Source organism: Vibrio spartinae, from assembly GCF_024347135.1.
Lineage (GTDB): Bacteria > Pseudomonadota > Gammaproteobacteria > Enterobacterales > Vibrionaceae > Vibrio > Vibrio spartinae.
This window is the reverse complement of sequence record NZ_AP024907.1, coordinates 863,567-889,871: the sequence shown is the minus strand read 5'-3', so window position 1 is coordinate 889,871 and position 26,305 is coordinate 863,567. Positions and strand designations below refer to the sequence as shown.

Here is a 26,305-nt window from a genome sequence, read left to right as displayed (position 1 = left end):
TGATGTACCGACATGTACAACGTCACCGGACCGGGCTGTATGAGAAAGCGCTGCCACTCGACATGACATGGGAAGAGAAACTCACAACGACGCGAGCATTGGGGTTCGATTTTCTTGAAATCTCGATTGACGAATCAGATGAGCGACGCAGTCGGCTCGACTGGGATAATGAAACCATTTATGGCTTACGTCATGTGTGTGAGCGACTTCAGGTGCCGCTTCATTCGATGTGCCTGAGTGCTCACCGAAAATTCCCATTCGGTTCGATGGATCCAGACGTTCGTCAACAAGCGGATCTGCATCTGGAAAAAGCCATCACGCTGGCTTATAAGCTGGGCATCCGAGTGATTCAGTTAGCCGGGTATGATGTTTATTACGAACCCAACAGTGCCCAAACACACGCCTATTTTGTTGCCGGGATGAAACGTGCGGCAAAACTGGCAGAACGTGCCGGTGTTATGTTAGCAGTAGAAATAATGGATACCCCGTACCTCAATGCGCTGAGTAAATTTGAAGTGCTGAATCGTGCGGTGCACTCCCCCTATTTCACGGCTTATCCGGATGTCGGTAATATCAGTGGCTGGAATTACGATGTCTGCACGGAACTCGCGCTAAGCTTACCGCATATCACACAGATTCACCTGAAAGATACCCATCCGGTCAAACCGGGTTATCCGGGTCAGTTCCGCGATTTGGTCATCGGTGACGGTGAGGTGGATTTCTCAGCGGTATTCAGCACACTCAAACAACTCGATTGTGTCGTGCCGTTAGTGCTGGAAATGTGGGCTCAAGATGACCACTGGCAAGACAATATTCACACGGCACAGCAGCGTCTTAACCAAGCCTGCACCGTGGCAAACCTGCCACCGTTATTTCCGGAATCGTTGTTTCCGGGATCGACAGCGTCCGTCCATTAAAATCTCCGGCCATGGTCGGGAAGAATGGTTCGAATAGGTACATTGATTCGGGTAGGTACATCGGTTCGGGCAGACATATTGATGTCTGCCCGTCTTTTATTCTACATAAGGGGTCAACACAAGAGCTTGAAAAAAGGGGGCAACAAAAAACGGGGACAAAAGAGACCGACTGACAAGCTTGATGAGCGAAAAGTTTAACCGGAAAAATTGACATCTTCCCTTGGTTGTCGCAAGGTGAACACTTGTGCATATAACGCTGATCTCGCTCGCAATTTGATGAAATTACTCCACCTACAACTCTTCTGGTATGAGAAGTATCACGCACTGCTTGATATGGAAGACTTACCCACCTTGTCACCGACACAAGCGCAGGAACTCAAACACTGGCTCAAAAAACGGCGCAAGATCCTCGCTTATGAGGTGCACCACCAGCCGTGGGTCAAAGTCAACCTTGATGGATCGTCCTCAAGCCTATCGTTGTTGCCGAACGGCGCTTTGACCGAACAAGATTTATTCAGTGACCATACGCTCCGTGGTCTGTGGAAAGTGGTTGATGGTTTCTTATTTATCAAAGTGATCAGTGGTGAATTTATTATTGAGTATCAAGTCGTCGGTTGCGCGGAACACAATATTCACTGTGGCATCGAGTATATTAACGGACAACTCAGTTCCTACAGTAAATTTATTCAAACCCAGTCATAAACAATGCTTTCAGATGCGAATCAGTCACGATAATCATAAGAATCTGTTTTCATCCGTTAAAAAATTGTTTTAAATAGCAAACACCCGTGTGACACAGATGGAACGAATCAGTTATGTTGATCGATTTCAGAGCCAGATTCAGATTCAACCGCCCTTATGACCAAAGTAACGGCGAAGAAGAAAGTATCATTCCATACAACCACAATGGGAAAATCCCGTCGTTATCGTGCTTTGAAAGTGATCGCGGCCGGATCATCAACTCTGCGGCGATTCGCCGCCTGCAACAAAAAACGCAGGTTTTTCCGCTGGAACGGAACTCCTCCGTCCGTAGTCGTCTGACACATTCGATGGAAGTGCAGCAAGTCGGGCGCCATATCGTGCAGCAAATTTATAAGATGCTGGGGACGAATGCTGAACGCTACGGGCTTGAATCGCTGGAACGCCACTTTGAATCAGTCGTTGAAATGGCGTGTCTGATGCATGATGTCGGCAACCCGCCTTTTGGTCACTTCGGTGAGCAAGCGATCAATGACTGGTTCCATCACTATATTCCGTTAAAAGCAGAAACCATTCCGCTTCCTGAGCCATTGCAGAAAGATCTCACCGAATTTGAAGGCAATGCGCAGGCAGTCCGGTTGGTGCATTCGATTCTCAGCCTCAACCTGACCTACACGCAGATTTCAGCGATCCTCAAATATACCCGTCGAGGCGATGAACTGAGCCCGAAGGCATTGCAGGCTGAAGGTCATCCGTTTGCTGCCGGTGAACTTCAGTATCTGAAAAAAAAGGTGGGTTACTATCTCAGTGAAGAGATTTTCATTGATAAGCTTTATCGCTCTCTCTCTATGGAAAAAGGCAATCGCTCACCGTTCTCTTATATTATGGAAGCGGCTGATGATATTTCATATGGGGTTGCCGATATTGAGGATGCAGTTGAAAAAGGCATTATTGATATCAAACAGACCAGTGACGCACTGAAAGCCGAGTATCAACGTCTGCGGCAAGCGGACTATCCGAATGCAGCTCATGACATGATGGATACCATTATTCAGACCGCGCTCGACAGTGCTGAGCGCGCCAATAACTGCGCGGTGAGTCACTTTTTTATTACCTTAAGAGTCGAAATCAGCAAGCGTCTGCCGAAACATGCAGCCAGACAGTTTATCCACAATATCGAGGCCATTTATCACGGTCATCTTGACCGGGCACTGATTGAAGATGACAGTACCGAACATGTGCTGGTCGAAACCCTGAAAAACGTCGCCAAAAAACATGCTTTCTGTGATAAAGAAGTGGAAGCCCGCGAGCTGCAAGGATATCAGATCATCACCGGCCTGCTCGACTTCTATAAACCGTTACTGGAACTGAGCAGAGCGCAGTTTGAAGCGATTGCCGACGGCGAGAGTAAACCGCTTCTCCCGGCCCGCTTATATAAAAAGCTGCCGAACAAACATCTGCGTGCCTACGAAAATGCGATGAAAGCAATTCAAGCCGGACGTTTTCCCGGAGGATATTCGCTGGATGAAAGTAGCTGGGAATATTATTTTCGGGTTCGGCTCATTCAGGACTACATCAGTGGTATGACCGACCAATTTGCTTTTGACGAATTCCGTTCATTGAGTGTGATTGATAGCTTGTAAATCACGGTTCATCACAAAGCAGGTCCATCGGGCGATTGACCTGCTTTGTAGAATTTTTAACCAACATAATGCGCCGCGCTCATGACCCGTTCGGAAACCGCCTGACACCTAAAAATATTTAAATTTTAACCACCTCACCGAGTTCTGACCTTTATACCGACTAGGTGCAGAATAAAATATCAATCTCATTCGATTCACAAGTCACATCTTGCTTAAAAGACAAAAAATCACCACCTGTTTATTACTCTATAAATAAACATAAAATTAACATCATTCACTCGATATCTCACTTAAAACCAGAATATACCCCCTAATATTTGGCACAAATCAAGATTTAACATCAAATTAAAAATAGATAGCATTGAAAAGTCACATATATTAACATTTGCTTTACATTGAGATGAAAATATTGCAAACACAACACCGCCTCAATGACATACAACAACACTCAAATACAGGAAAATAACTATGCAGTCATTTGTTGATTTTTTGAATGGGATCATCTGGAGCCCGGCACTGATTTACCTGTGTCTTGGCGCTGGGCTTTTCTATTCGATCCTGACTCGCTTTGTTCAGGTCCGTCACTTTGCAGAAATGTGCCGCTTACTCTTCTCGACCAAAACGTCAACGAAAGGAATTTCTTCCTTCCAAGCTTTGGCCGTGTCTCTTTCCGGACGAGTCGGCACCGGGAACATCGCCGGTGTTGCAGCCGCAATCGGTTTTGGTGGCCCGGGGGCAGTGTTCTGGATGTGGGTCGTCGCTTTCCTCGGTGCTGCGACCGCTTATGCAGAGTCAACACTGGCTCAAATTTATAAAGAAGAAGATGATGGTGAGTTCCGTGGTGGTCCGGCTTACTACATTGAAAAAGCGATGGGCCAAAAGTGGTATGCGATGATTTTTGCAATTGCGACCATCATCGCCTGCGGTGTGCTGTTACCGGGGGTTCAGTCAAACAGTATCGGCAACGCAATCGAATCGGCTTTCGGCAGCGGTGAGATGGTCGAGACCGCAATCGGCACATTCAGTATGGCGAAAATCCTGACCGGGACGATCGTTTCCATTCTGATGGCTTTCATCATTTTCGGTGGCGTTAAACGTATTGCCAGTTTCACCCAGATTATCGTCCCTTTTATGGCACTTGCGTATATTATTACCGCTTTCGTGATTATCCTGCTCAACATCAGCCAAGTGCCGCAGGTCTTCAGCATGATTATCGGTGATGCGTTTACACCAATGGCCGGTGTGGGAGCCGCCATCGGCTGGGGTGTCAAACGCGGGGTATACTCGAACGAAGCCGGTCAAGGTACCGGGCCTCACGCAGCCGCCGCTGCGCATGTACAACATCCGGCTCAGCAAGGTCTGGTTCAGTCCTTCTCGATCTACATTGATACGCTGTTGGTCTGTTCTGCAACCGCCTTCATGATTCTGATTACGGGTGCTTATAACGTTCAAGGTGCAGTTGAAGGGACATTCCTCGTACAACATTTGGCAGCCGATGTTGCAGCAAACAGTCCGGCATTTACTCAGATAGCCATTGAAAAAGCGATCCCGGGCGTCGGCAAAACCTTTGTTGCCATTGCGCTGTTCTTCTTCGCATTTACCACGATTTTGGCCTACTACTATATTGCAGAAACCAACGTCGCCTACATTTGCCGTCGTTTTGGCTCCGGGACGCTGACTTTCTTACTGAAAATTGTCCTGCTCAGTGCAACATTCTACGGTACAGTGAAAGCCGCCAATCTCGCCTGGGCGATGGGGGATATCGGGGTTGGTCTCATGGCTTGGCTCAATATCATCGGGATTCTGATTATCTTCTTCCTCAATAAACCGGCCATGTCCGCCTTGAGCGATTATGAAGAACAACAGAAGCGAGGCGTCAAACAATATACGTTCAACCCGGTGAAACTCGGGATCAAAGGCGCGGATTACTGGGAACGTCGCTATGAACGTAAAACGGGGCATAAACCGACCGCCACCTCTGACCATGAAGTTCAGTCCCTTTCAGCGAAGCAGACGGAATCATAGTCATTGTTCATTAAATAGTCATCATCCATTAAGATGAAGTAAAAAAGGGAGCCATTCATGGCTCCCTTTTTTTGGACTCGGTGCAGCACAGCTTGAAGCATCCATCGCCCCCCAAGTGTCATCATGATTGATGAGAACCGTTATTGATGAAACTCGTCGTTCGATGCTGCTGAAATCGATGAAGGCCAGCATAACTCAATCGTCGTCCCACCGGCTTCATTGAGAAAACAAGTCACTTCACCTTGATGCGCCTGAGCAATCGCAGCGACGACGGCTAAGCCGAGCCCGCTTCCCCGCTGTGAAGCATCTTTTGCCCGATGAAATGCCGTAAATACATTCGGCAATAATTCCGCGGCAATGCCGGGGCCTTCATCAGCAACGCTCAAAAAGTTAACCCCGTCTTGTTCCTTTGACCGAATCGTGACTGTCCCCGGGACGGCATATTTGCTGGCATTATCGAGTATCGCAAGTAAGGCTTGCCTGATCCGCATTGAATCACATAAAACGGACTGGGTATGTAAGTCCAGCCGGACGGATTGGCCTGCGCTCTGCAGCATATTCTCCGCCAAATCAGCCACCGATTTGATTTCCGCCGAGAGATCGACCGCTTCGATATTGATATTCAGCTCGCCGCTATTCATTAAGCTCACGACCCGTAAATCTTCGATTAAGTGAGATAAGCCTTCGACCTGTGCTAATAATTTAAGGAACTGTGCTTTATCCGGGATAAAAATGCCCTCGGCTAACCCTTGTAACCGCCCCCGTAATATGGTGACCGGGGTCCTTAATTCATGGGCAATGGCGGCATTCCAAAAATTTTGCGCTTCAGACATCTGCTGTAATTTCTCGGCTAAAAGGTTGAAATCCTCGGCCAGCAGCGAAGCCTCCCCTAATGAACGATCCCCGACAGATACCCGTACATCCAAATCACCTTTGGCAATGGTGCGTATTCCTTCAGCAACAGAGTTTAAAGGTTCTAAAATCCGTCTGGATAACTTAATCGCCACATGTACAGCGAACCAAATCACAAAAGCAAAAGTACACAGAATCCAAATCCATTCCGGGAAGGACGGCGTGATATCACTCTCACTGGGAATGTCATTCGGCCAATACTTTTCCCACAGGTAATAAAACACAAAGGAACCGAAAATAACGAGTAACGCCGATCCCATCGCAATTTTCATCATCGATAATGCAATCTGGCGACTCAACCCCGCTAATTTCATGACTCTCCCCTGAAACGATACCCGACCCCACGGACTCCGGCGGGAATCCCGTGAATACCGAGAACTTCGAGTTTTTTGCGCAGCTTACTGATGTGGCTATCAACCGTGCGTTCCAGTGTGTCCCCTTCCGGTAAACACGCCTCCAATAACTCTCCCCGGGTAAAGACCCGCTTCGGTGAGTGAATAAAATGGGTCAGTAGCTTGAATTCCGTCAGTGTTAACGAGAGCAAATGACGCTGCCCGTCTTGATTGATCGAGATTGCATGACTTTCTAAGTCAACCTCGAAGGGCTCAACGCGCAATATATGCTGCGTATGCTGTTGTCGACTGTCCATTGTCCGCCTCAGCACGGCTTGTACCCTCGCCACGACTTCTGCCGGGTTGAACGGTTTGATCACATAATCATCGGCACCAATTCTCAGAGCCACCAGCTTATCGACATCCTGATCCATTGCCGTCAACATGATGACGGGTGTCTGACTGTGCTGACGCAGCTCAGTCAAAACTTTCCATCCGTCCATCTTCGGCATCTGAATATCGAGCAGTATGAGATCAGGTTTCATGGATGAATGCAGCGCAAGTGTTTTTATGCCGTCCGTTGCATGCACGGCACGCATCCCGCTGCGTGCTAAATATGCCGCCAGTATATCCGCAATTTCAGGTTCGTCCTCTGCGATCAGAATCAGGGCCTGATGGTTTGCACCTGTATCTTGTTCTGAATCAGCACGCCATTTCTGCGCATCAAAGCGTAAATCGTTCATCTCCATCAAATCTCCACATTTACTCGGCGGAACCTCCACATAGGAGCGGTAGACTGAACCTATCGCTACAGCGCCAGCACTTCAATCATTGCCAAAAGGATACCTGAGTGAAAAAGATAAATATATGTGTCCGTTGTCACTTACATATATTCCCCCTGCTCTTTTTAGTGGCTTGTCATCAGTCCGAAAATGACAAGAACAATCAAGAAACAGAGTCGCAAGCCGTCGTACCTTTCGTTTCAACCATGACGATGAAGCCAGCACAACTGGATATTTTCGAAGCACTACCGGCAAGAGTCACGGCTTATCGTGTCGCGGAGATTCGCCCACAGGTGAGTGGCATCGTCCAACATCGTCTGTTCAAACAAGGGGCCGAAGTGAAAGCCGGTCAACCATTGTTTCAGATTGACCCAACGCCCTTTCAAGCGGATGTCGATACGGCCAGAGCCAATTTGCTGAAAGCCGAAGTGACCTTAAAACGCGCTTTAGAAAAAGTCGCCCATCTCAAACCGCTGGTTGAGGCAGACGCAATTAGTCGTCAGGAATATGATGATGCAGTTTTACAACGCGATCAGGCCAGTGCCGACGTTGCCCAGACCAAAGCGACGCTCGCTCGCCGTGTGCTGGATTTAAAGTATGCCAGTGTCACCGCCCCGATTGCCGGGCGCATCGACCAGACACTGGTCACCGAAGGAGCACTGGTCAGCCGCTCAGATAACACACCGATGACCCGAGTTGAACAGATTGACCAAGTTTTTGTTGATGTTCGCCGCCCGGCCTCATCACTTGAGTCAATCAATAAGGCGCTCCCAACGGGTTCTGCTGAATCAACCGCAGCCACACAAACCAATATCAACATATTACATCCGAACGGGCAGCCTTATCCGCTGCAAGGTCAGTTGCTATTTTCCGGGATCAAGATTGATACCAGTACCGGAGATGTTTTATTGCGCGTGTTGGTGGATAACGAGCAACGCTTATTACTGCCGGGGATGTTTGTCAAAGCTCGCGTTTTGCGTTCGCGTTATACCAACGCGTTGACAGCCCCGCAGCAAGCAATCGTCCACATTGGCGGGGTGCCTCATATTTGGACCATTGATTCCCATGATCGTGCTGCTTTGAAACCCGTGGCTCTCGGGGCGTTGGTGAAAGGACAATACCATGTCAAAGCGGGGCTGAATGCGGGCGACCATATTGTGGTTGAAGGCAAAGAAAGATTACAAGACGGTATAACCGTTCATCAGCGGCAATGGCAAGCGTCACAGCCCCTTTAACTTTAATCACAGTCCCTTACTTTAAATAGAGTCAACACATCCACAATCCATGCTTTAGGTGAGAGTGTCCTTTTATGTCTCAGTTTTTCATACAACGCCCAGTGTTTGCGTGGGTGATTGCACTATTTATTATCTTATTCGGGTGTCTGGCAATTCCTCAATTGCCGATATCTCGCTATCCATCAGTGGCACCGCCAACCATCAGTATTATGGCGACTTATCCGGGGGCAACCCCCAAAGCAATGAACGATGGTGTCCTGAGCCTAATCGAGAGTGAATTATCCAACGTCAAGAACCTGATGTATTTCGAATCTTCCGCAGATACTTCCGGTTCAGCCTCAATTACGGCAACCTTCAAACCCGGAACCGATCCGAATATCGCTCAGGTTGATATTCAGAATCAGCTCAAAATGATTGAGTCACGACTGCCGCAAGCCGTCCGCCAAAATGGCTTAAGTGTTGAATCAGCCACATCAAATTTCCTGATGATTGTCGGCTTAAAATCTGATGACAATCGCTTCGATGAAATTGCACTCAACGACTATCTGGCTCGTAACATTGTTGAAGAACTCCGTCGTATCGATGGGGTCGGACGAGTGCAATCCTTTGGTGCCGAGAAAGCGATGCGTATCTGGGTTGACCCGGACAAATTGAATGCGTTGGGTTTAACCATGACGGATATCAGTCAGGCCGTGACGCAGCAAAATATCCAAATCGCCCCCGGTAGCGTCGGGGCTGCGCCAACGATATCCGGACAACGCGTCACAGTACCATTAACGGTACAAAGCCAGTTAACCACCCCCGAACAATTTGCCAATATCATTCTTCGTACCCATCTCAATGGTGCCAAAGTGGTGTTAGGTGACGTTGCCCGCGTGGAGATCGGCTCGCAATCCTATGGCTTCTTAAACCGGGAAAATGGTAAAAATGCAACCGCTGCCGCGATACTTCTGCGACCCGGCGCGAATGCCCTCAGCACTGCCGAAGCCGTCGAAAAACGGCTCGCAGAATTGAGGCATAGCCTGCCGACTGGCATGAGTGATTCGATCCCATTCAATACCGCGCCTTTCGTGAAAGTGTCGATCGATAAAGTGATCCAGACGTTAATTGAAGCGATGGTTCTGGTCTTTTGCGTGATGTTTCTATTTCTGCAAAACATTCGCTATACGTTTATTCCTGCGATCGTCGCACCAATCGCACTGTTGGGGACATTCTCCATCATGCTGGTTACCGGTTTTTCAATCAACGTCTTGACTATGTTCGGCATGGTATTAGCGATCGGTATCATCGTTGATGATGCGATTGTCGTGGTAGAAAATGTCGAGCGCCTGATGTCAGAAAAAGGGCTATCGCCACAAGCCGCCACCTCAATTGCAATGAAAGAGATCACGGGGGCAATTATCGGGATAACCCTTGTCCTGACAGCGGTATTTATTCCGATGGCACTTGAAGGTGATTCGGTAGGCGTGATCTATCAACAATTCACGCTATCAATGGCTGTCTCAATTCTGTTTTCTGCATTTTTAGCCCTTACTCTGACACCGGCCTTATGCGCTACGCTGCTAAAACCAGTCACCGCCCAACACCAAAAACCAAGATTCTTTCAGTGGTTCAACCGATGCTTTCATCACATCAACAACCGCTATGAGGCTCACGTTGGTTCATGTGTCACCCATAAAGGGCGCATGATGGTGATCTTTGTGCTGCTGAGCGCGCTATTGGTTGTCACATTCCGCCAGTTACCCACCTCGTTTCTGCCCGAAGAAGATCAGGGATATTTCATGACGAATATTCAGCTTCCTGCGGATGCGACAGCCGAGCGAACCTTAGCGATCGTCAAAAAGTTTGAAGACTATATCCTGTCCCGCCCAGCGGTACAGTCCACCATGACGGTGATCGGGTTTGGTTTTTCCGGTTCAGGGACCAATACAGCCCAAACCTTTACCACCTTACGAGATTGGGAAACCCGCGATGACACATCAACGCGTCAAGAATTATTACTGGCTAAGAAGGCTATGGCAGACGTACCTGAAGGCTCCGTCACACATATGATGCCTCCCGCGATTGAAGAACTCGGAACCAGCTCTGGAATCAGTTTCTTCTTACAAGATCGGGGCGGTCATGGCGAGCAAGCGCTCAGGCAAGCTGAGGCACAACTATTGGCACTCGCTGAAAAAAGTCCAAAATTGACCGATGTATATTCAGATGGGCTCCCCTCGGGAACAAGCATTCATTTAGAGATCGATCGTCAAAAAGCAGCCACACTGGGGGTCTCCTATACGAGTATCAGTGATACATTATCGACCGCGACGGGGTCGTTATACATCAACGATTTCCCCAATGCCGGCAGAATGCAGCAAGTCATCATGCAAGCCGATGCTTCAGCAAGGATGCAGATCGATGATGTCCTGCAACTTTATGTTCGCAATAGCAATGGAGGCATGGTTGCTTTATCAGAGTTCGTGACGCCGGGCTGGCGTGAAACCTCGCCGCAATTTATTCGTTTTCAGGGCTATCCCGCATTACTCATGTCTGGCAGTGCCGCGTCCGGCGTCTCTAGTGGCGAAGCGATGGCAGAAGTCGAGCGTCTCGCTAAACAGCTGCCTCCCGGTTTTACCATGGCGTGGACAGGACAGTCTTTACAAGAACGTCAATCCGCCTCACAGGCACCGATGTTGATGGCGCTATCCATGTTCGTGGTGTTTTTAGTGCTGGCGGCCCTCTACGAGAGCTGGTCGATTCCTCTGTCCGTCATGTTGGTTGTGCCGTTAGGTTTACTGGGCGCGGTGATTGCAGTGACGTTGCGTGACCTGCCCAATGATGTGTTTTTTAAAGTGGGGCTGATTACAGTAATTGGCTTGTCTGCGAAGAATGCCATTCTGATCGTCGAATTTGCCAAACAACTACGCGAACAAGGCCATGGATTGATTGAGTCGGCAACTCAAGCCGCGCAATTACGATTACGGCCGATCTTGATGACCTCACTGGCATTCGGTCTGGGGGTTGTGCCACTGATGCTGGCAAGCGGCGCGAGTCAGGAAACACAGCATGCGATTGGAACGGGGGTATTTGGCGGCATGGTGAGTGCGACGATTCTTGCTATCTATTTTGTTCCGACATTCTTTGTATTTGTGACGCATATCCAAGAACGCCTCACCAACTGGCGAAAAGCGAAACAACACTCACCGGCACAACCCAAAGGTTAATTTAATATGATGCGTGTATTCATTTTTTGTCTGACTGGTTTGCTTTCAGCATGTTCTCTGACACCCGAAATGACCAAACCGGCGCTCCCCGTACCGGCGACCTTTCCGCGCCACGACAATGCGCTTGGGACAATGTCCCCTCCAACCGCTGAGCTTGGCTGGCGAACCATGTTCAGCGATGAGCGCTTACAAACAATCATCGGACTGGCATTGGCCAATAACCGGGATTTACGAATGGCGATCCTCAATGTTGAAGCGGTGCAAGCTCAATATGGCATTCAGCGTTCGGCACAGACGCCTCATCTGGATTTGACGATGAGCAGCAGCCGACAACGTACCCGGACGAGCAATGATGATGGCACTCAAACATTTGAGACCCAACAACAAAACAACCTGAACATCGGTTTCAGTGCGTTTGAAATTGACTTATTCGGCCGCGTGCGTTCACTGTCTGATGCCGCATTTGCGCGTTACTTAGCCAGTGATTATGGCCGTAAGGCCGCACAAATTGCGCTGATCAGCGCAATTGCAGACGCTTATTTTTCTCAACGTCTGGCCGCTGAGCAACTCAGCTTAACCGAGAAGACGTTAACTGACTGGCAGCAGTCGCTCAAATTGACGCAAACACTCAGAATGGGGAATCAGACGAGTGCGATTGATATTGCTCAGGCCGAAAGTCAGGTCGCCAGTGCACAAGCCAATCGAGCCGCAAAAATACGCGCATTGAGCCAAGCCAGAAACTCGCTTCAACTGCTGGTTGGTTCGCGCTTACCTGACGATCTCCCCGCACCTCGGGTACTGACAGACCAAGGGATCATGACCCGATTACCCGCGGGTCTGCCTTCTGATTTATTACGCTACCGACCGGATATTTTGCAAGCGGAGCAAAACCTCATTGCAGCCAATGAAGACATCGGCGCAGCGCGCGCGGCTTATTTCCCTCGCCTCTCTCTGACCAGCGCCATTGGCTATGCCAGTTCGGATATCCAACATCTGGTCGGTTCGGGGTATTCGGCATGGTCCTTATCACCACAAATCGAGCTGCCTATATTCCAAGGGGGAAAACTTGATGCGACACTACAGTTGGCAAAAGTCCGCCGCGCCAGTGCCATCGCGCAATATGAGAAAACCATCCAGACCGCTTTTAAAGAAGTTGCGGATGGTTTATCCGGCCGTGAAACATACCAACAACAAATCGCGGCACAAATGGATGTGATTGCAGCAGAACAGCGCAGAACACAACTGTCTAAACTGCGTTATCAGGCTGGTGTTGAACGACATTTGACGTTACTCGATGCCCAACGGCAACTCTACGCAGCCAAACAGACATGGCTTGAACTCAAGCAGCAAGAATTAAGTAATGCGGTGTTTCTATATAAAGCGTTAGGCGGCGGATTAGTTGAGTCATCAGAGACACGGGAGTGATTGGTGACTTGAATCAGCGAATCGGCACTTTGATTGATCATCGAGTCAAGGTGAGCGATGCCACTCACTCAGTACATTCATCTCAGTAAAAGGTAATGATAATGCAAGAAAAACAGGTCACATTAATGCCGGTTCAACAAGAAGACCGGCTCGAATTTAAACAAAAATTAAAGACAGCATTCACCGATGCAGTGATCAAAGAGTTTGGTCAGTATCATGGTAAACCCATTCCCTCTGATGAAGACATTGAGTCATCATTTGATGAGGAGAATATGGTTCTCTACCATATTTTATCCAATGGTAACCCCGTTGGCGGTGCGGTTTTGCAGATCAACGAAGAGACGCAACATCATGAACTTGAATGGTTTTTTATTGACTCAGGTAATCATAACCAAGGGATCGGCCTTGCTGCATGGCAGGCGATAGAAGCGGCCTATCCGGCAACCAAGGTCTGGCAAACCGGAACGCCCTACTTTGAAAAAAGAAATGTCCACTTTTATCTCAACAAGTGTGGCTTCCACATTACTGAATTTTACAATCGCTATCATCCGGATACGCATTTTCCTGCCGATCTGCGCGATTACAACCTGACGGATTTATATGAATATGAATACTTCATTTTTGAGAAAGTGATGAAAAAATAAGTCTGTCAACGGCCCCATAACAATACCGATGGTACATCAACGCAATGATCAGATATCGAGATCAACACTTGAGCCAGTCTCGATGGATGCCTATCATGAGATCTCAAGTTAAGTTGAGGTCAATAAACCAATGCAAAAGAAAATAATGCCTGAGTGGATCTCTGTCGGTATGCTGAGTGAAAGAACCGGGGTTGCAGTATCAGCGTTACACTTCTACGAAAAAAAAGGCTTGATCAAAAGTCACAGAAACGCTTCCAACCACAGACAATATCCCAAACATATCATTCGGATTGTCTCTCTGATTCAGGTTGCTCAGCGGACCGGCTTCTCTTTGGATGACATTTTATCTGAGCTTGAAGGCCTGCCGAATCGTACCCGTGTCACGCTGGAAGACTGGGAAGCATTGGGTGTCAGATGGCGACAAGAGTTGGATAAGAAAATCATCCAGTTAACCGAGTTAAGAGACATGATGACAGACTGTATCGGCTGCGGCTGTCTTTCTCTTGAAAGATGCAGGCTGCTTAACCCTGACGATCAATTAGGCGAGAAAGGCGCCGGCCCGCATCGGATGAGTCAGTAAGGTCATCGTCATATGAAAGATCAACTGGCTCAACTCACGAATGAGGGCTGAGCCCAAACTTTCCCCTACGCTTCAAGATACTGCAATAGTTGCTGTTTCAGTTCCTCATACAACTGAGCCGGAACGGCTTCTAGCTGATATTGATTGCGATCCAGACACAATCTTAGCGTCCCCAATGGCGGAAAACCGCTCAGTTTGGTAATGCTCTCCGGGTGGCTGAAAGAAGAACGCACGGTAATCCCTAATCCGGCTTCCACCGCACGCCATAAATTACTTAAGCTTCTGCCAACAAAGTTAATTTTCCACGGAATACCTTGATGATCTAACGCTTCTGTGGCTTGTTTGCGGATCAGACATGAGCCGTCCAGCATCACGAGTGGTAAAGGCTTTGTCGTCAGCACTGACTCTCGGAGGTGCTGACTGGCCGGGCCATACCAGTGCATCGGTAACTCCGCTAAAAATTCACTATAAGGTGCACTTTTTTCTCCCACCCATCCCAGCGAGAAATCCAATTCACCCGATACGATACCATCAAGCAACTCTTGGTGTCGCCCGACAATCGACTGCAATTGTATTTGCGGATGAGTGCGTGCAAATGCACCTAACATTTGTGGCAAGAGCACATCACTGAAATCTTCTTGTAAGCCAAAGGTGACCTTTCCTTCCAGCCGCTCCCCCACCAGCCGGAGCATTAATTCATCATTGAGTTGCAACATGTGCCGGGCATATCCCAGCACCACCTCCCCTGCGTCTGTCGGTTCAAGGTGCCGGCCAACCTTCACCGCTAACGCTGTATGACACTGTTGTTCCAGTTTCTTTAACTGGGCACTGGCGGCTGAAGGAGAGCGATTCAGGCGCTCGGCAGCCAGAGCAAAACTGCCCAATTCAATCCCTAAAACAAAACATCGCAAAGCATCTAGATCAAGGCTGCGCATCACCAATTATCCCAAAAATCAAAATAGTTAATACCAATAGTTTTGATTTTTTGTATCAATAAATCAACTTATGGTTTTCCTGTCCATTGAAGCACACGAGGAAAACCGATGACTACCACAGAAACAGAACTGATGGCGATGTTCGCCCGGCTCGCGCCTGAACGCCTCGATGAAACGAATCAGCGTGTAGATTGCTCTTTTACTCCCAATATTTCAGCCACCGATAAATAGGAAAAATGATAATGATCGCAATGCAATACAAGTTTGTGTTTCCCGCTGATTACGACATGACACTCATCGAACGCAGAATCACTGAGAAGGGCTATTTATTAGATGGTTGGCCGGGATTAGTCTTCAAGGCTTACCTATATGCTCGTAAAGATGCAGCGCTGTATCACTATTCTGTGAATGGCTTCCCCGTGAATAGCTACGCACCCTTTTATGTGTGGCAAGATCATCATGCGATGATGGCCTTTCTTAGCAGTGATGGATTTAAAGCACTGTGTGAGCAATTCGGCCGGCCAAAAGTCGAAACTTGGTTTATTGATGAACCCCCGACGCCGCCCACTGAGCAACATCAATTTGTATCGATTACCCATGATGCAAACCAACAGACTGATATCCAAGGCATCAATTACCACGCCTGGCAACCACTCAGGGTCACATGGATTCGCAACGCAGAGCTGAGCACCTATCAAGCGCATGACCTTTACGCGGTAGGATATATTGCCCGAGGCCAAGCCTTCACCGCCAGCTAATGTCAACTAAAAATAGGGGCAGTCAACAATCACTGCCCCACATTTACCTGTATCGATTCATTTGGAGTTGTGGTAGTACAAACCGGCAGGTTTCGTTCACTTTTTAGTTAATGAGCGATAAATTTAAGTCTTCAGAACTCAACATTGTGATAAGATATCAACTGCATAATTGGCATTTGTAATTTGAAATAAAGTGCTTAGTCAACGGAGTAGTAATGAGTACATTGAAATATTCAGATTTTAAAATAAGCCCTATCTTTCCTGATGTTATGACGTCTCAAGCTGAAAACCTTGCTCAAGAGTGCTCACCACACTTTCATTTAGGTTATGACATTACTTTGGTAACTACTGGCGTGTTAAAACTGAAAGTCGGTAACCTGAAGCGTTACTATAGTGAAAACCAATTATGTATTATCAATCCGGGAATGGTTCACTGCGGTGAAGGGGTTGGGGGCCAACTACTATCGACCAAAAACCTGCGGATAAAGCCTGAATTTATGTTGAAAGTGGCAAAAATAAAATTCCCCACCGCCCCAAACACGTTGCATTTCGATACAGCACCCGTGTTCGACCCAAGTCTTACTGAATTGTTTTTAAACTACTTTGAACTTTCCAGAAGTGAAACGAGTTCACCGCAAAAGGTTTCAGATACGGGATGGGATTTATTTACGGCCCTCGTTGAACATTCTTGTGACGCATCACCCAGTGAATTTGGCAAGCCAGTACATGGTATGAATGAGATTGACCTAATGCACGAGAAAGTTCGCGAGAAAATCAACATTCCTGATTTGGCGGCGCGAATGAACTTGTCTGAATACTACTTTATTAAAAAGTTCAAAAAGCAGTATGGCATAACACCCTATCGCTTCTTTATGCAAGTGAAGTTAGAAAGCGCATTTAGTGAACTAATGAACGGTAAGCAGATTAAAGAAGTAGCTCACGAGTTTGGCTATTCTGATCAAGCTCATTTCAATCGCTTACTCAAAAAACACTATGGCTACACTCCTGTGGAAGTAAGAAAAATAAAGCAAGAGGTACGAGGGTGATCACCTCTTGCTGACTCCGAGTCGTTTATAAAAATTGCGCGTAGTTAACAATGAAAAGGTGAATCCCCAAACCTATTCCTATTGCTGCCAGCGCATTTTTCGAATACCAATATGCTGCGAAAACAACTAAAGATGAAATAACTTGTGGAATACCGTAAGGCGCTGTAGAAAAATCAATGTGCAGAAAGGTGTAAGCAACCAGCAATACCATAATTCCGATCGGCATCTTCGCCCCGATATACTCCAGATATTTATTTGATGACAACTTATCCATCACGACAAAAGGCGTAACTCTTAAAAGTATCGTAACTGTTGAGACGGTTAAGATAATCAAAAATATTTCCAGGCCACTATTCATTAATCGGTACCTCCACTTGGGCTTGTTTATAGTCCTTACTGATAAGCAATAGGTAACATATTATCCCAGCCCCCAGAAAAGAAGACTTTAATACGTAGAACTCCATTAACATGCCAAATAAACAGGATATTGCGGCATAGAACAGCAAAGACTTATCTGAATCGTTACTGATAGCGTCTGCGGCTAGTGCAATGAACATTGCGGTTAGAGCAAATTCAAAGCCAGTAATCTCTGGCGGTAATAATGAACCTAATACGGCACCTAAAAAGCTGGCCCCGACCCACCATGTATGGCTGATCACTTGCAGTAAGCTAATGTCTGTACCCGTCAACGGTTTTCCTTTACTGGCGCAGACAATGGCATAGGTTTCGTCTGTTAAAGCAAAAACACCGTAAGCCTTTTGTACGCGTGATTTCATACTTTTCAGCGGAAAGGATAATCCGTAGAAAATGTGCCTAAAATTCACGATTAATGCAGTCCAAGCAACCGCAATTAAAGGCTGTCCTGAAAGAATAAAGGTGACAACCAAAAACTCGATTGAGCCAGCAAAAATCACTAGCGCAGAAATGGGGGCCCAATACCACGCAATACCGCTAGAGACCATAAAGACACCAAGTGCCAAACCTAGGGGAATATAGGCTGTCGCAACGGGTAGTGATAATTTAAAAACTCTAAGTAAACTGGATAAATGCAATGTCCTTCCCTCGCATGAATAAAGATGGGTGGAAACCAAACCGACTCGCCACCCAAACTTCTTCTGATTAGATTCTTTGTTCTATATTTAATGTTTCAAGAATCATATTGAGACACTGCTTCAGAAAAACTTTGTCTCTGGCGTAAGTAATTCTTACCCCATTTTTAGCCCCGAATACTTCAGCAGGCATAACAAGCAATTTGTGTTGCTCAAGTAGCTGCTTAGCAAGATCATTAGAATCTATATGCTCAGCCGTATTGAACCACGCATAAGGTGTGCTTTGTGGTTCGACTAAAGACAAGTGAGCTGAAGCCAACTCAGCGAATTGCTCCAGTATTGGTCGCCCTTCATTAATGTAGTTTTTAAAACGTTGAATGTGCTTTTCTTTATCTTGAAGTACCAAGAGTGCGGCTTTTTCAAGAAGCATAGAGTTGGACACAGTGGTGTAACGCTTATAGTTAACCATTTCTTCAATAAGGGCTTGTTTTTTTGACACGGCCCATCCAAGACGTAACGCTGGTAATCCATAAATTTTAGATAAACTTGCAATGGAGACCGACTTCTCATACTTATTCACAACAGATTGAGTAAAGTCGATTAGGTACTCTTCATCGTTAACTATCCAAATTCCCTTTTGTTCACAAGCCTGAATAATCTGTGTCCATTCTTCTTCGCCCAAAGTCGCTCCAGTTGGATTACATGGGCTATTTAGGATCAAGAGCTTCGTATTGTCGCAAATCGTATTTACAAGTTCCGCAACCGGAAACTTAATACCAGGAGTCCATTCAAGCAGCGAAACATCGCACCCTTTGTTCTTCGGTACTTCCCATGCTTGCTGCCAGCCAGGGAATGTGCAAATGACATGATCTCCCTGCTCTAACAATGAGTTATAGAGAATATAAAGAGCTTCTTGGGCGCCATGTGTAATGAGATTACTCAAGTCATCAGTATGGGAAGTGTACTGAGAAAGAATCGTGTTTCTCAGCGCCAAATCACCACGGTCGATGCTGTAATCTAAGCACCACTCGTCATTTAACGTTAAGTCCTTTAAGTATTGGAATTGAACACCGCTTTCTGCCAGATCATAGTCAAAATGACCATGAGCTTCATTGAATAGCCATTCTTGAATTGTGTAATTTGCAATTGCCATTATTCACTCGTAATTTTTGAAAATGTGATGACGAAAACGTCTCGTTTTGCTTCTAAGCCGGGAAGCTTTGTTGTGATAGGTGTGACGAAGTGTTTAACCAGCCTATCATTGACGACCATGATTTCCCCTGGCAATAAAGCATGCTCATAAATAGTGCTCTCATCCTCTAGAGGGGAAATCAATGACGTCGCACCATTGACGTTATCAAGTGAGACACAATAAATTGCTAAATAATCAAAGCCATCTTGATGGAAACCTTCCGGTGCCGGGTAACCAATCGCACCTTCTTGAGCCACTATTCTTATTTGGTGACAACCTATTGAGTAATTTTCTTTGGGAATATTTTTATTATCTACAACGACATCAATGACTTTATTGATGTGCTCTTTGGATTCATCTGATAAAGGGACAAACTCCCTTGCTAATCCACCCGCATAACTATTTAGATCTTTTGATTGAAAGAATTTCCCTGTGTCATCCCAAGTTACTTTTTTAGTGTTATATTTCCCAACGCTGTAAGCTCTATATCTATAGACATAATTCTCTTTTAGATATCTATCTGCTTTTAAATCTTCAAACGTACTATGAATTAGTGAATTGTGTATTTGAGGAGCATTTACAATATTGAGCATATTCCTTTATCCGAATGTTAGTTCATGGGCTTATACTACGGACTCATCACAGCAATAGATTGAATAATAGTGTTCTATTTTTTGAATAATACTGCTGTTTCGTTTTTCGGAGCGTCATCCATGAATTTATCACAAGCGATCTTTTAAACATCGCATTGAATTCAACAGCTTCGTTTTATTTGTAATTTTATTCAAAATTAAAAAAATAAAACAAACAGATAGCAATCAACAGACCTTTTTTCTTTCAATTTATTAAATTAGTAAAAACCACACACTAAAGAGGGCTAACTTAAATTTTGAGTTTAGTGTCAATGATGTAATTTCCATCTAATTAATCTTGGACACATATTTAGAAACACTGATTTTGTTTGATTTTTTTGAAAAAACGATAATTTTATGGCTCTGTATTTAAGCTAGCTCACGATAGGATCGTACCTTGTGGGATCATTATATTTATAAGATTAGTGACAAATAGAAAATTAACAAGGGTATGTTATGGCGATTTTACCAGATAAAAATCAGAAACGATATGTAGCTATTCTAAGTAAAAAATGGATTTAGGAAGGACACTAAACGTATTAGGACACTTAAGTGTCGGGTTATCGAATCAATTGGATGATAGCGAAAGTCAGCATGTTGATTACGAAGACATCGATGGTAATATTCATCCCAGCATATCTCATTATCCTTTCATTGTTCTGAAAACAGATAGTTCAAATAAGCTACGGGAAGAAGTGATAAATCATCATCTCAAATTCACTGACTTTACAAGCTCAATGATTGAGGGCGGATCAGTTGAACAACAGCAGACAACACGAGAAACCAAGGAGGCTGACTTAGAGTACTTAGGTTTGTGCATCTTTGGTGACACTGAGATTCTACGAGGGCTCACTAAAAAGTTCAGCCTATATAAGTAAAGTGTTGTGATAGCACAACATGTTCCCACGTTGTGCTATCCATGCTAAGACAACCGGGCTGATTTAGGCGCGGATACCAGCATCACTATTCGTAATACGTAAGGTGAATGCGCAAAGTGAACCCGCATCAAGCTGACTGAGTTCAATTCACTGATTGCCAACGTATCGGTTCATACGCCATAGCTTGATGATCGTATTGGCGCTTTGCAGCCAACGCGCCAATACGGTGTCGATCAATCTGTTTGAACAATCCCGGTCGTCACAGCAAACTCTCTGACTTCCTGCGGTTGTAAATGAATCAGTGTGCCGCTCTTTTTCGCAGATAAGTAACCTTCAGGACGACATGTCGCAGGCAGGACATAAGCCGCGACTTTTTGATCGCCATTATGCAAAATCCAACGCGTCGCAAAATTGAGCATGGCTGTATCAAAATGCGTAATTAACGTTTTACCATTCCCGATTGCCATTTCAAACTGAGCCCGGTCTGTGAACAACGATAAGTTATCCATAAAGTAGACGATTTCAGGGTCGTACATATCCGGTGTTGAGAGCTGTGCAATTGGGCTTGCTTGCGTTTTGAGCATTTCATTAAAATCAAGCCATTGTGCTGTTGGAGTGACATGATTCGGGATAGATTCACGAAGTTTTATCGCACTATCGGGAATATTCTGCTTCATTTCAGCATCAGGGAAATATGCCGTGTTCATATGGCACATATACTGAAGAGGCATCGGTACAGAGGCCAAGTTTTGCACCTTCATTTTAATCTCGAATACCGAGGCATCTTGCTGAATTGAGACGGATGGTGATGCCAGATAATGATCACCGAACCCCATCACATACTCATACTCCCCTTTGATGGTGATGTGTTGTTCATCCATCTCTAACCATGCTTTATCCATATCGGCACATGGCATTTCACCATGAAGCGGGTGGTCATCCTCAGGACTAGGACAACCATTCCGAATTAAGCCAGAATGAAAAGCGAAACATCCATACGTGGCGACAACCTCATGACGTGGTTTTGGTTCAGAGAACATATTCTCCATACACAGATCTTCACCAAGAAATTGAGCATCCCATATCATTTGGCCCATAAAGGGAAGAATCACCAAATAACCTTTCGAATTTTCTATTCTCAGCGCTTCAACACCAGAGTTATATTTAAAACCAGAAACTGTAAAGTGCTCAGACTGAATCAATGTGACTTCTTGTTGATTAAATAAATGTTTACCTAAAGGCATTGTGTACATTATTTTATCTCCTGAAGATGAAAGCCACTATATAAAGTGGCTTTTCTGAATTAATTGGTTTGTTCCGCTAATTTAGGTTGTTCTTGATTTGCTTTTTTATTTTTCATTTCACCGAAAAAGTAATAACCGACATAACCAAAACAGATAAAGTTAACCAAGAACGATAATTGCATGCCGACCACATCAGCAACGAGGCCTTGGATTGCAGGCACAACAGCAGCACCGACAATGGCCATGACGATGACGGCACCAGCCGTTTCTGTATATTCATTATCGACCGTATCGAGAGTTCCGGCATAAATGGTCGCCCAACAAGGCCCAAACAGAATACTGACACCAACCGCCACATAGACAGCGCTAAAATCATGACCTAAAGACACATAGGTCAGGAACGCCATACCAATAATTGAATAAGCGATCAGTACCTTCTCTGCCGAGAACCGAGTCATTAACAGATTGGCGACGAACTTCCCAATAAAGAAACACACAAACGAATACACCATATAGTTGGATGCGGCTCGTTCGTTAATATCGGCCATCTCTAATGCTAAGCGTATCGTAAATGACCAGACCGCGACTTGCATTCCCACATACAGGAACTGAGCAACGATCCCTTTCTTAAAGCGGTTATTGGTCGAAAGATACTTTAAAGTTTTGCCAATCGAAGGCGCTTTATGACCACTTTGTCGTGCGACTTTACATTTCGGATATTGCGTCATTGCAAACAGGGTGAAGACACCAACAAGAATGAAGATAATATACTTATATGGCTTCAACGTATGCTCGAGCATCTCCAGCCGGAATGCATGAATCTGATCCACAGACATCACCGCCATCTGCGATTCCAGACTCGCGCCATCCTGGAAAATCAGATATTTACCAAGCAAAATACCGGCAATAGCACCCACAGGATAGAAGGTTTGGCTGATATTCAGACGTAAAATCGCGTGCGATTTCGGCCCCAGCATCGAAGAATAGGTATTGGCAGCCGTCTCCAGAAAAGACAGACCGACTGCAATCGCGAAAATCGCTGCCAGAAACATCGTGTAAGTCGCCATATGGGAAGCAGGGAAAAATGCGGTGCAACCCAAAATATAAAGTGACAAACCAATCATGATGGCAACTTTATAGGATGACTTTTTAATGACTAAAGATGCCGGAATTGCAATTAAGAAATACCCGCCATAAAAAGCACTTTGTACTAATGCGCTAGCAAAATTCGACAATTCAAAAACAGATTTAAATTGGGTAATTAGAATGTCGTTTAATGAAGCAGCACAGCCCCATAGTGGAAATAGACAGGACAATAATATAAATTGAAACACGGGTGTTTTATCCAAATACCCATCGGGCCCTTGGATGGTATTAGATTTAATCATTGTAGGGTTCCTTTTAGGACAGTTATTATGTGGCCCATTAAAAAATGAGCCTGTTTTTAATTGTTATTTCAGAGCAAGATATTATTTTGTGTGTTTAGTTTCGAATTCTTCAAACTGTTCAATACTGGGATAAGAGAACTGTGTTCCTTTCTCCGTCACACTGAATGCAGCGAATAACGACGCTTTTTCCAGCGACAGTTGTACATCGTGGGTTTGCATAAAGTAATGAGAGAAGCAACCAATAAATGCATCACCTGCACCACTGGTATCCACAGCATTGACTTGCGTGGGTTCGATAAAGACGTCTTTGCCGTCTTTGCTTAACCAAATGGCCCCTTTTTCCCCCATTGTCACGATAATGTTGTTCAATCCCTTATTCAGAAGGATCATTGCGGCTTCTTTTATCTGCTCTACGGTTTCAACAGGTTTGTTGACTAAGATTTCGAGCTCCGTTTCATTCGGAACAAAGAAATCACAGCGACAGGCATATTCAATGTCCAGCTCAGGAACCGCCGGTGCAGGATTTAGCAGCACAGGAATATTGTGTTTGTTACCAAATTCAATAGCGGCATAAACCGTTTCAAGCGGGACTTCTAGCTGAAGGACAATCAGGCTGCATTCGACCAATGTTCTTTCTGCTTTATCAATATCAGCCGGCTTCAGGAATTCATTGGCTCCTTTGATAATTAAAATGGAATTCTGAGATGTTGGGCTGACAAAGATCGGTGCAACACCGCTCGACGTTTGAGGCTCTTTACTCACGTACTGGGTATTGATGCCATAAGATTGAAAATTTCTGATGGTATTGTCGGCAAACATGTCATCACCCACTTTCGTCACCATCACCACATCAGCGCCCAGTTTTGCGGCTGCAACAGCTTGGTTTGCCCCTTTACCACCACATCCCATTTTGAATGATGGTGCTTCTAATGTTTCACCTTCTTTTGGCATACGTTCCGTGTATGAAATGAGATCGACCATATTTGAGCCGATAACTGCAATTGTTTTCATTTTGTACTTCCCCATTCATGTTATGAAATTAACATTAATCGATATCAACAGGCACTTACTGCGATCAGAATCACCTTAATGATGTTAGTGTTGATTAATAAATATCAATTTAAGCGATTGATCACAATTTAATGTAAATATAATAACATTGATGTTTTCAAGTGTTATTAATATAACACGAACGTTTTTTTCAAAATGAAAGTACAAGGTAATCTTATGAATCACTATATTGACCACACGCTGCTATCTGCGAACGCAACCACAAATCAAATCAACACACTATGTGATGAAGCACATCAACATCAGTTCTTCTCTGTCTGTATTAATCCCGGCTTTGTTGAGCATTGTGCACAGCGATTAAAAGCATCAAATGTGAAGATCTGCACAGTCATCGGCTTCCCATTAGGCGCAAACACCACTGCGGTGAAAGTCTTTGAAACCAAAAATGCTATCTCGTCGGGCGCAGATGAAATCGATATGGTCGTTAACATCAGCGATGTGTTGGATGCTAACTGGAACAAAGTTGAACAAGAGATTCGGGCAATCAAAGAAGCATGTGGACCACAATTACTCAAAGTTATCTTTGAAACTTGTCTGTTAACCAACGAGCAAATCGTTGAACTGTGTAACATTAGTCAGCGTGCCGGGGCTGATTTTGTGAAAACCTCAACAGGTTTCTCGACTGGCGGTGCAACTGTTGAGCATATTAAGTTAATGCGTGATACTGTTGGCAAAACAATGGGCGTTAAAGCATCAGGTGGTGTTCGTACGAAAGAGACAGCACAAGCAATGATTGACGCTGGTGCATCACGCATTGGTGCAAGTGCCAGTGTCAGCATTGTCTCTGGTCAAGCGCCAGCAGCTCATGATTACTAAAAGCAAGAAGCCTTCGGCTGTAAAAGGCCGAAAATGGAGAAACATGGTTACAAAGCAGTTAGAAAGACTCCGACGAATTGAAGCGTGCCTCAAGCACAGCGATAAAATTCACTTGAAAGAAATAGCCCGTCTTTTAGAAGTGTCAGAAATGACAGTGCGTCGAGATTTAAACTCCAACGCTGCCCATTCTTTTCCCCTGGAGTACTACGGTGGATATATCCGCCGTGGTCATCCAATCGTACATGACGAAGTTCAGGAAGGTCTCGAGTTCATATCCTACGGAACATCACCGCCGTCTCCTGTCGATCACCCAACCAACACCGCAAACGCTTTTCCTCCGGTGAAAGTCAACAACTACATTTCGGCAATTGTCTCTGATTTTATCGAGATGAATGATGTGGTGTATTTTGACAACGGTGATCTCAATGCTGACATTATCGGTTCCATCCCGAATCATGTGATGTTTACCGGGGTTACGGCTTCGATGAACGTTTTCTTGGCGCTAAAGAATAAGCCGAACTGCAAAGCAATCTTGCAAGGTGGCAGTTACAATCCTGTCCATGATGTGTTTATTTCAGCGTCCAATGATGTCCTGACCCCGATGATATTTCAGAAAGTATTTATTTCATCTGCGGGTGTACATGACAAATTTGGTGTCACCGCTTCAGACATGTTGGTCTCGAATATCGCTAACATTGTGATGGAAAGAAGCATGAAAAGGTATCTTATCGTAGAAAAGGAAGCCATTAACCAAGCCGCGACCTATAAAATCGGTGACCTGATGGATTTTCACTATTTGATTTCAGATGAAACCTTACCCAACAAGCTCGAAACCGCATGTTACGAAGCTCGCTTGCAGGTTCTCACCCCCAAAGGGTTACTCTGAGCCCTTTGGT

The 26,305-nt window shown here is 45.5% G+C and carries 24 protein-coding genes and 1 pseudogene; 15 read left to right on the top strand and 10 right to left on the bottom strand.

All coding sequences use genetic code 11. The features are described from left to right. The first annotated feature begins 2 nt into the window (after positions 1–2). The 4 genes from OCU60_RS04140 to OCU60_RS04125 all read left to right on the top strand — a co-directional run bounded on the left by OCU60_RS04140 (position 3) and on the right by OCU60_RS04125 (position 5,284). The gene (locus OCU60_RS04140; RefSeq protein ID WP_074374262.1) at positions 3–917 is read left to right on the top strand and encodes an L-ribulose-5-phosphate 3-epimerase; all 915 of its coding nucleotides are present in this window, start codon (positions 3–5) and stop codon (positions 915–917) included. Between the two features lie 276 nt (positions 918–1,193). Then, on the top strand, positions 1,194–1,619 hold the full coding sequence (locus tag OCU60_RS04135) for a hypothetical protein (RefSeq protein WP_074374301.1): 426 nt from the start codon (positions 1,194–1,196) through the stop codon (positions 1,617–1,619). 113 nt (positions 1,620–1,732) lie between these two features. After that, positions 1,733–3,259: a dGTPase gene (dgt, locus tag OCU60_RS04130; RefSeq protein WP_074374263.1), complete on the top strand. Its 1,527-nt coding sequence runs from the start codon at positions 1,733–1,735 to the stop codon at positions 3,257–3,259. Between the two features lie 468 nt (positions 3,260–3,727). Next, positions 3,728–5,284 carry an alanine/glycine:cation symporter family protein gene (locus OCU60_RS04125; protein ID WP_074374264.1) on the top strand — a complete coding sequence of 519 codons (1,557 nt, stop codon included), beginning with the start codon at positions 3,728–3,730 and terminating at the stop codon, positions 5,282–5,284. A 140-nt stretch (positions 5,285–5,424) separates the two neighbouring features. On the opposite strand, the gene OCU60_RS04120 is transcribed toward OCU60_RS04125, so the two are convergent. Together OCU60_RS04120 and OCU60_RS04115 are read right to left on the bottom strand one after the other, a co-directional pair. Beyond that, on the bottom strand, positions 5,425–6,510 hold the full coding sequence (locus OCU60_RS04120; protein WP_074374265.1) for an ATP-binding protein: 1,086 nt from the start codon (positions 6,508–6,510) through the stop codon (positions 5,425–5,427). After that, positions 6,507–7,277, bottom strand: coding sequence for a response regulator (locus tag OCU60_RS04115; protein WP_074374266.1), 771 nt, complete (start codon positions 7,275–7,277; stop codon positions 6,507–6,509). The genes OCU60_RS04120 and OCU60_RS04115 overlap by 4 nt, the downstream gene beginning before the upstream one ends. A 101-nt stretch (positions 7,278–7,378) precedes the next feature. Between OCU60_RS04115 and OCU60_RS04110 the strand changes: the two genes are divergently transcribed. From OCU60_RS04110 to soxR, 5 genes are all read left to right on the top strand, one after another. Beyond that, positions 7,379–8,545: an efflux RND transporter periplasmic adaptor subunit gene (locus OCU60_RS04110; protein ID WP_074374267.1), complete on the top strand. Its 1,167-nt coding sequence runs from the start codon at positions 7,379–7,381 to the stop codon at positions 8,543–8,545. Between the two features lie 74 nt (positions 8,546–8,619). Next, a complete protein-coding gene (locus tag OCU60_RS04105) occupies positions 8,620–11,751 on the top strand; it encodes a multidrug efflux RND transporter permease subunit (protein ID WP_074374268.1) in 3,132 nt (1,043 codons plus the stop codon). A 6-nt stretch (positions 11,752–11,757) separates the two neighbouring features. After that, the gene (locus OCU60_RS04100; protein ID WP_235862214.1) at positions 11,758–13,176 is read left to right on the top strand and encodes an efflux transporter outer membrane subunit; all 1,419 of its coding nucleotides are present in this window, start codon (positions 11,758–11,760) and stop codon (positions 13,174–13,176) included. A 101-nt stretch (positions 13,177–13,277) separates the two neighbouring features. Next, positions 13,278–13,820, top strand: coding sequence for a GNAT family N-acetyltransferase (locus OCU60_RS04095; RefSeq protein ID WP_083602722.1), 543 nt, complete (start codon positions 13,278–13,280; stop codon positions 13,818–13,820). A gap of 130 nt (positions 13,821–13,950) precedes the next feature. After that, positions 13,951–14,400 carry a redox-sensitive transcriptional activator SoxR gene (soxR, locus tag OCU60_RS04090; protein ID WP_095533330.1) on the top strand — a complete coding sequence of 150 codons (450 nt, stop codon included), beginning with the start codon at positions 13,951–13,953 and terminating at the stop codon, positions 14,398–14,400. Between the two features lie 65 nt (positions 14,401–14,465). Here the strand turns inward: soxR and OCU60_RS04085 are convergent, their stop codons facing one another. Continuing rightward, a complete protein-coding gene (locus OCU60_RS04085; RefSeq protein WP_074374271.1) occupies positions 14,466–15,335 on the bottom strand; it encodes a LysR substrate-binding domain-containing protein in 870 nt (289 codons plus the stop codon). A 108-nt stretch (positions 15,336–15,443) separates the two neighbouring features. Between OCU60_RS04085 and OCU60_RS04080 the strand changes: the two genes are divergently transcribed. From OCU60_RS04080 to OCU60_RS04070, 3 genes are all read left to right on the top strand, one after another. Then, a complete protein-coding gene (locus tag OCU60_RS04080; protein ID WP_261854738.1) occupies positions 15,444–15,566 on the top strand; it encodes a hypothetical protein in 123 nt (40 codons plus the stop codon). An 11-nt stretch (positions 15,567–15,577) separates the two neighbouring features. Next, positions 15,578–16,093, top strand: coding sequence for a DUF4865 family protein (locus tag OCU60_RS04075; protein ID WP_074374272.1), 516 nt, complete (start codon positions 15,578–15,580; stop codon positions 16,091–16,093). A gap of 215 nt (positions 16,094–16,308) precedes the next feature. Continuing rightward, positions 16,309–17,139, top strand: a complete 831-nt coding sequence (locus OCU60_RS04070) for an AraC family transcriptional regulator (RefSeq protein ID WP_074374273.1) — start codon at positions 16,309–16,311, stop codon at positions 17,137–17,139. A 25-nt stretch (positions 17,140–17,164) separates the two neighbouring features. Here OCU60_RS04070 and OCU60_RS04065 read toward each other — a convergent pair whose 3' ends face one another. From OCU60_RS04065 to OCU60_RS04050, 4 genes are all read right to left on the bottom strand, one after another. Next, positions 17,165–17,497, bottom strand: coding sequence for a branched-chain amino acid transporter permease (locus OCU60_RS04065; protein ID WP_074374274.1), 333 nt, complete (start codon positions 17,495–17,497; stop codon positions 17,165–17,167). Beyond that, a complete protein-coding gene (locus tag OCU60_RS04060) occupies positions 17,490–18,191 on the bottom strand; it encodes an AzlC family ABC transporter permease (RefSeq protein ID WP_074374275.1) in 702 nt (233 codons plus the stop codon). The genes OCU60_RS04065 and OCU60_RS04060 overlap by 8 nt, the downstream gene beginning before the upstream one ends. A 67-nt stretch (positions 18,192–18,258) precedes the next feature. Beyond that, positions 18,259–19,341: a pyridoxal phosphate-dependent aminotransferase gene (locus OCU60_RS04055; RefSeq protein WP_074374276.1), complete on the bottom strand. Its 1,083-nt coding sequence runs from the start codon at positions 19,339–19,341 to the stop codon at positions 18,259–18,261. Then, positions 19,341–19,973, bottom strand: a complete 633-nt coding sequence (locus OCU60_RS04050; RefSeq protein WP_074374277.1) for a 2OG-Fe dioxygenase family protein — start codon at positions 19,971–19,973, stop codon at positions 19,341–19,343. The genes OCU60_RS04055 and OCU60_RS04050 overlap by 1 nt, the downstream gene beginning before the upstream one ends. 495 nt (positions 19,974–20,468) lie before the next feature. Here OCU60_RS04050 and OCU60_RS04045 point away from each other — a divergent pair. Further along, positions 20,469–20,890, top strand: a pseudogene (locus OCU60_RS04045) (DUF2000 domain-containing protein). A 233-nt stretch (positions 20,891–21,123) separates the two neighbouring features. Here the strand turns inward: OCU60_RS04045 and OCU60_RS04040 are convergent. The 3 genes from OCU60_RS04040 to rbsK form a co-directional block, all read right to left on the bottom strand. Then, positions 21,124–22,143: an aldose 1-epimerase family protein gene (locus OCU60_RS04040; RefSeq protein WP_074374279.1), complete on the bottom strand. Its 1,020-nt coding sequence runs from the start codon at positions 22,141–22,143 to the stop codon at positions 21,124–21,126. Positions 22,144–22,193: 50 nt separating this feature from the next. Beyond that, positions 22,194–23,522 carry an L-fucose:H+ symporter permease gene (fucP, locus tag OCU60_RS04035; RefSeq protein WP_074374280.1) on the bottom strand — a complete coding sequence of 443 codons (1,329 nt, stop codon included), beginning with the start codon at positions 23,520–23,522 and terminating at the stop codon, positions 22,194–22,196. 81 nt (positions 23,523–23,603) lie between these two features. Beyond that, on the bottom strand, positions 23,604–24,533 hold the full coding sequence (rbsK, locus tag OCU60_RS04030; RefSeq protein WP_074374281.1) for a ribokinase: 930 nt from the start codon (positions 24,531–24,533) through the stop codon (positions 23,604–23,606). A 216-nt stretch (positions 24,534–24,749) separates the two neighbouring features. Between rbsK and deoC the strand changes: the two genes are divergently transcribed. Continuing rightward, positions 24,750–25,409 carry a deoxyribose-phosphate aldolase gene (gene deoC / locus OCU60_RS04025; protein ID WP_074374282.1) on the top strand — a complete coding sequence of 220 codons (660 nt, stop codon included), beginning with the start codon at positions 24,750–24,752 and terminating at the stop codon, positions 25,407–25,409. After that, positions 25,372–26,295 (top strand): DeoR family transcriptional regulator, encoded by a 924-nt coding sequence (locus OCU60_RS04020; protein WP_074374303.1) that lies wholly within the window; start codon positions 25,372–25,374, stop codon positions 26,293–26,295. Before deoC ends, OCU60_RS04020 begins: the two co-directional genes overlap by 38 nt. The last annotated feature ends 10 nt before the right edge of the window (positions 26,296–26,305 follow it).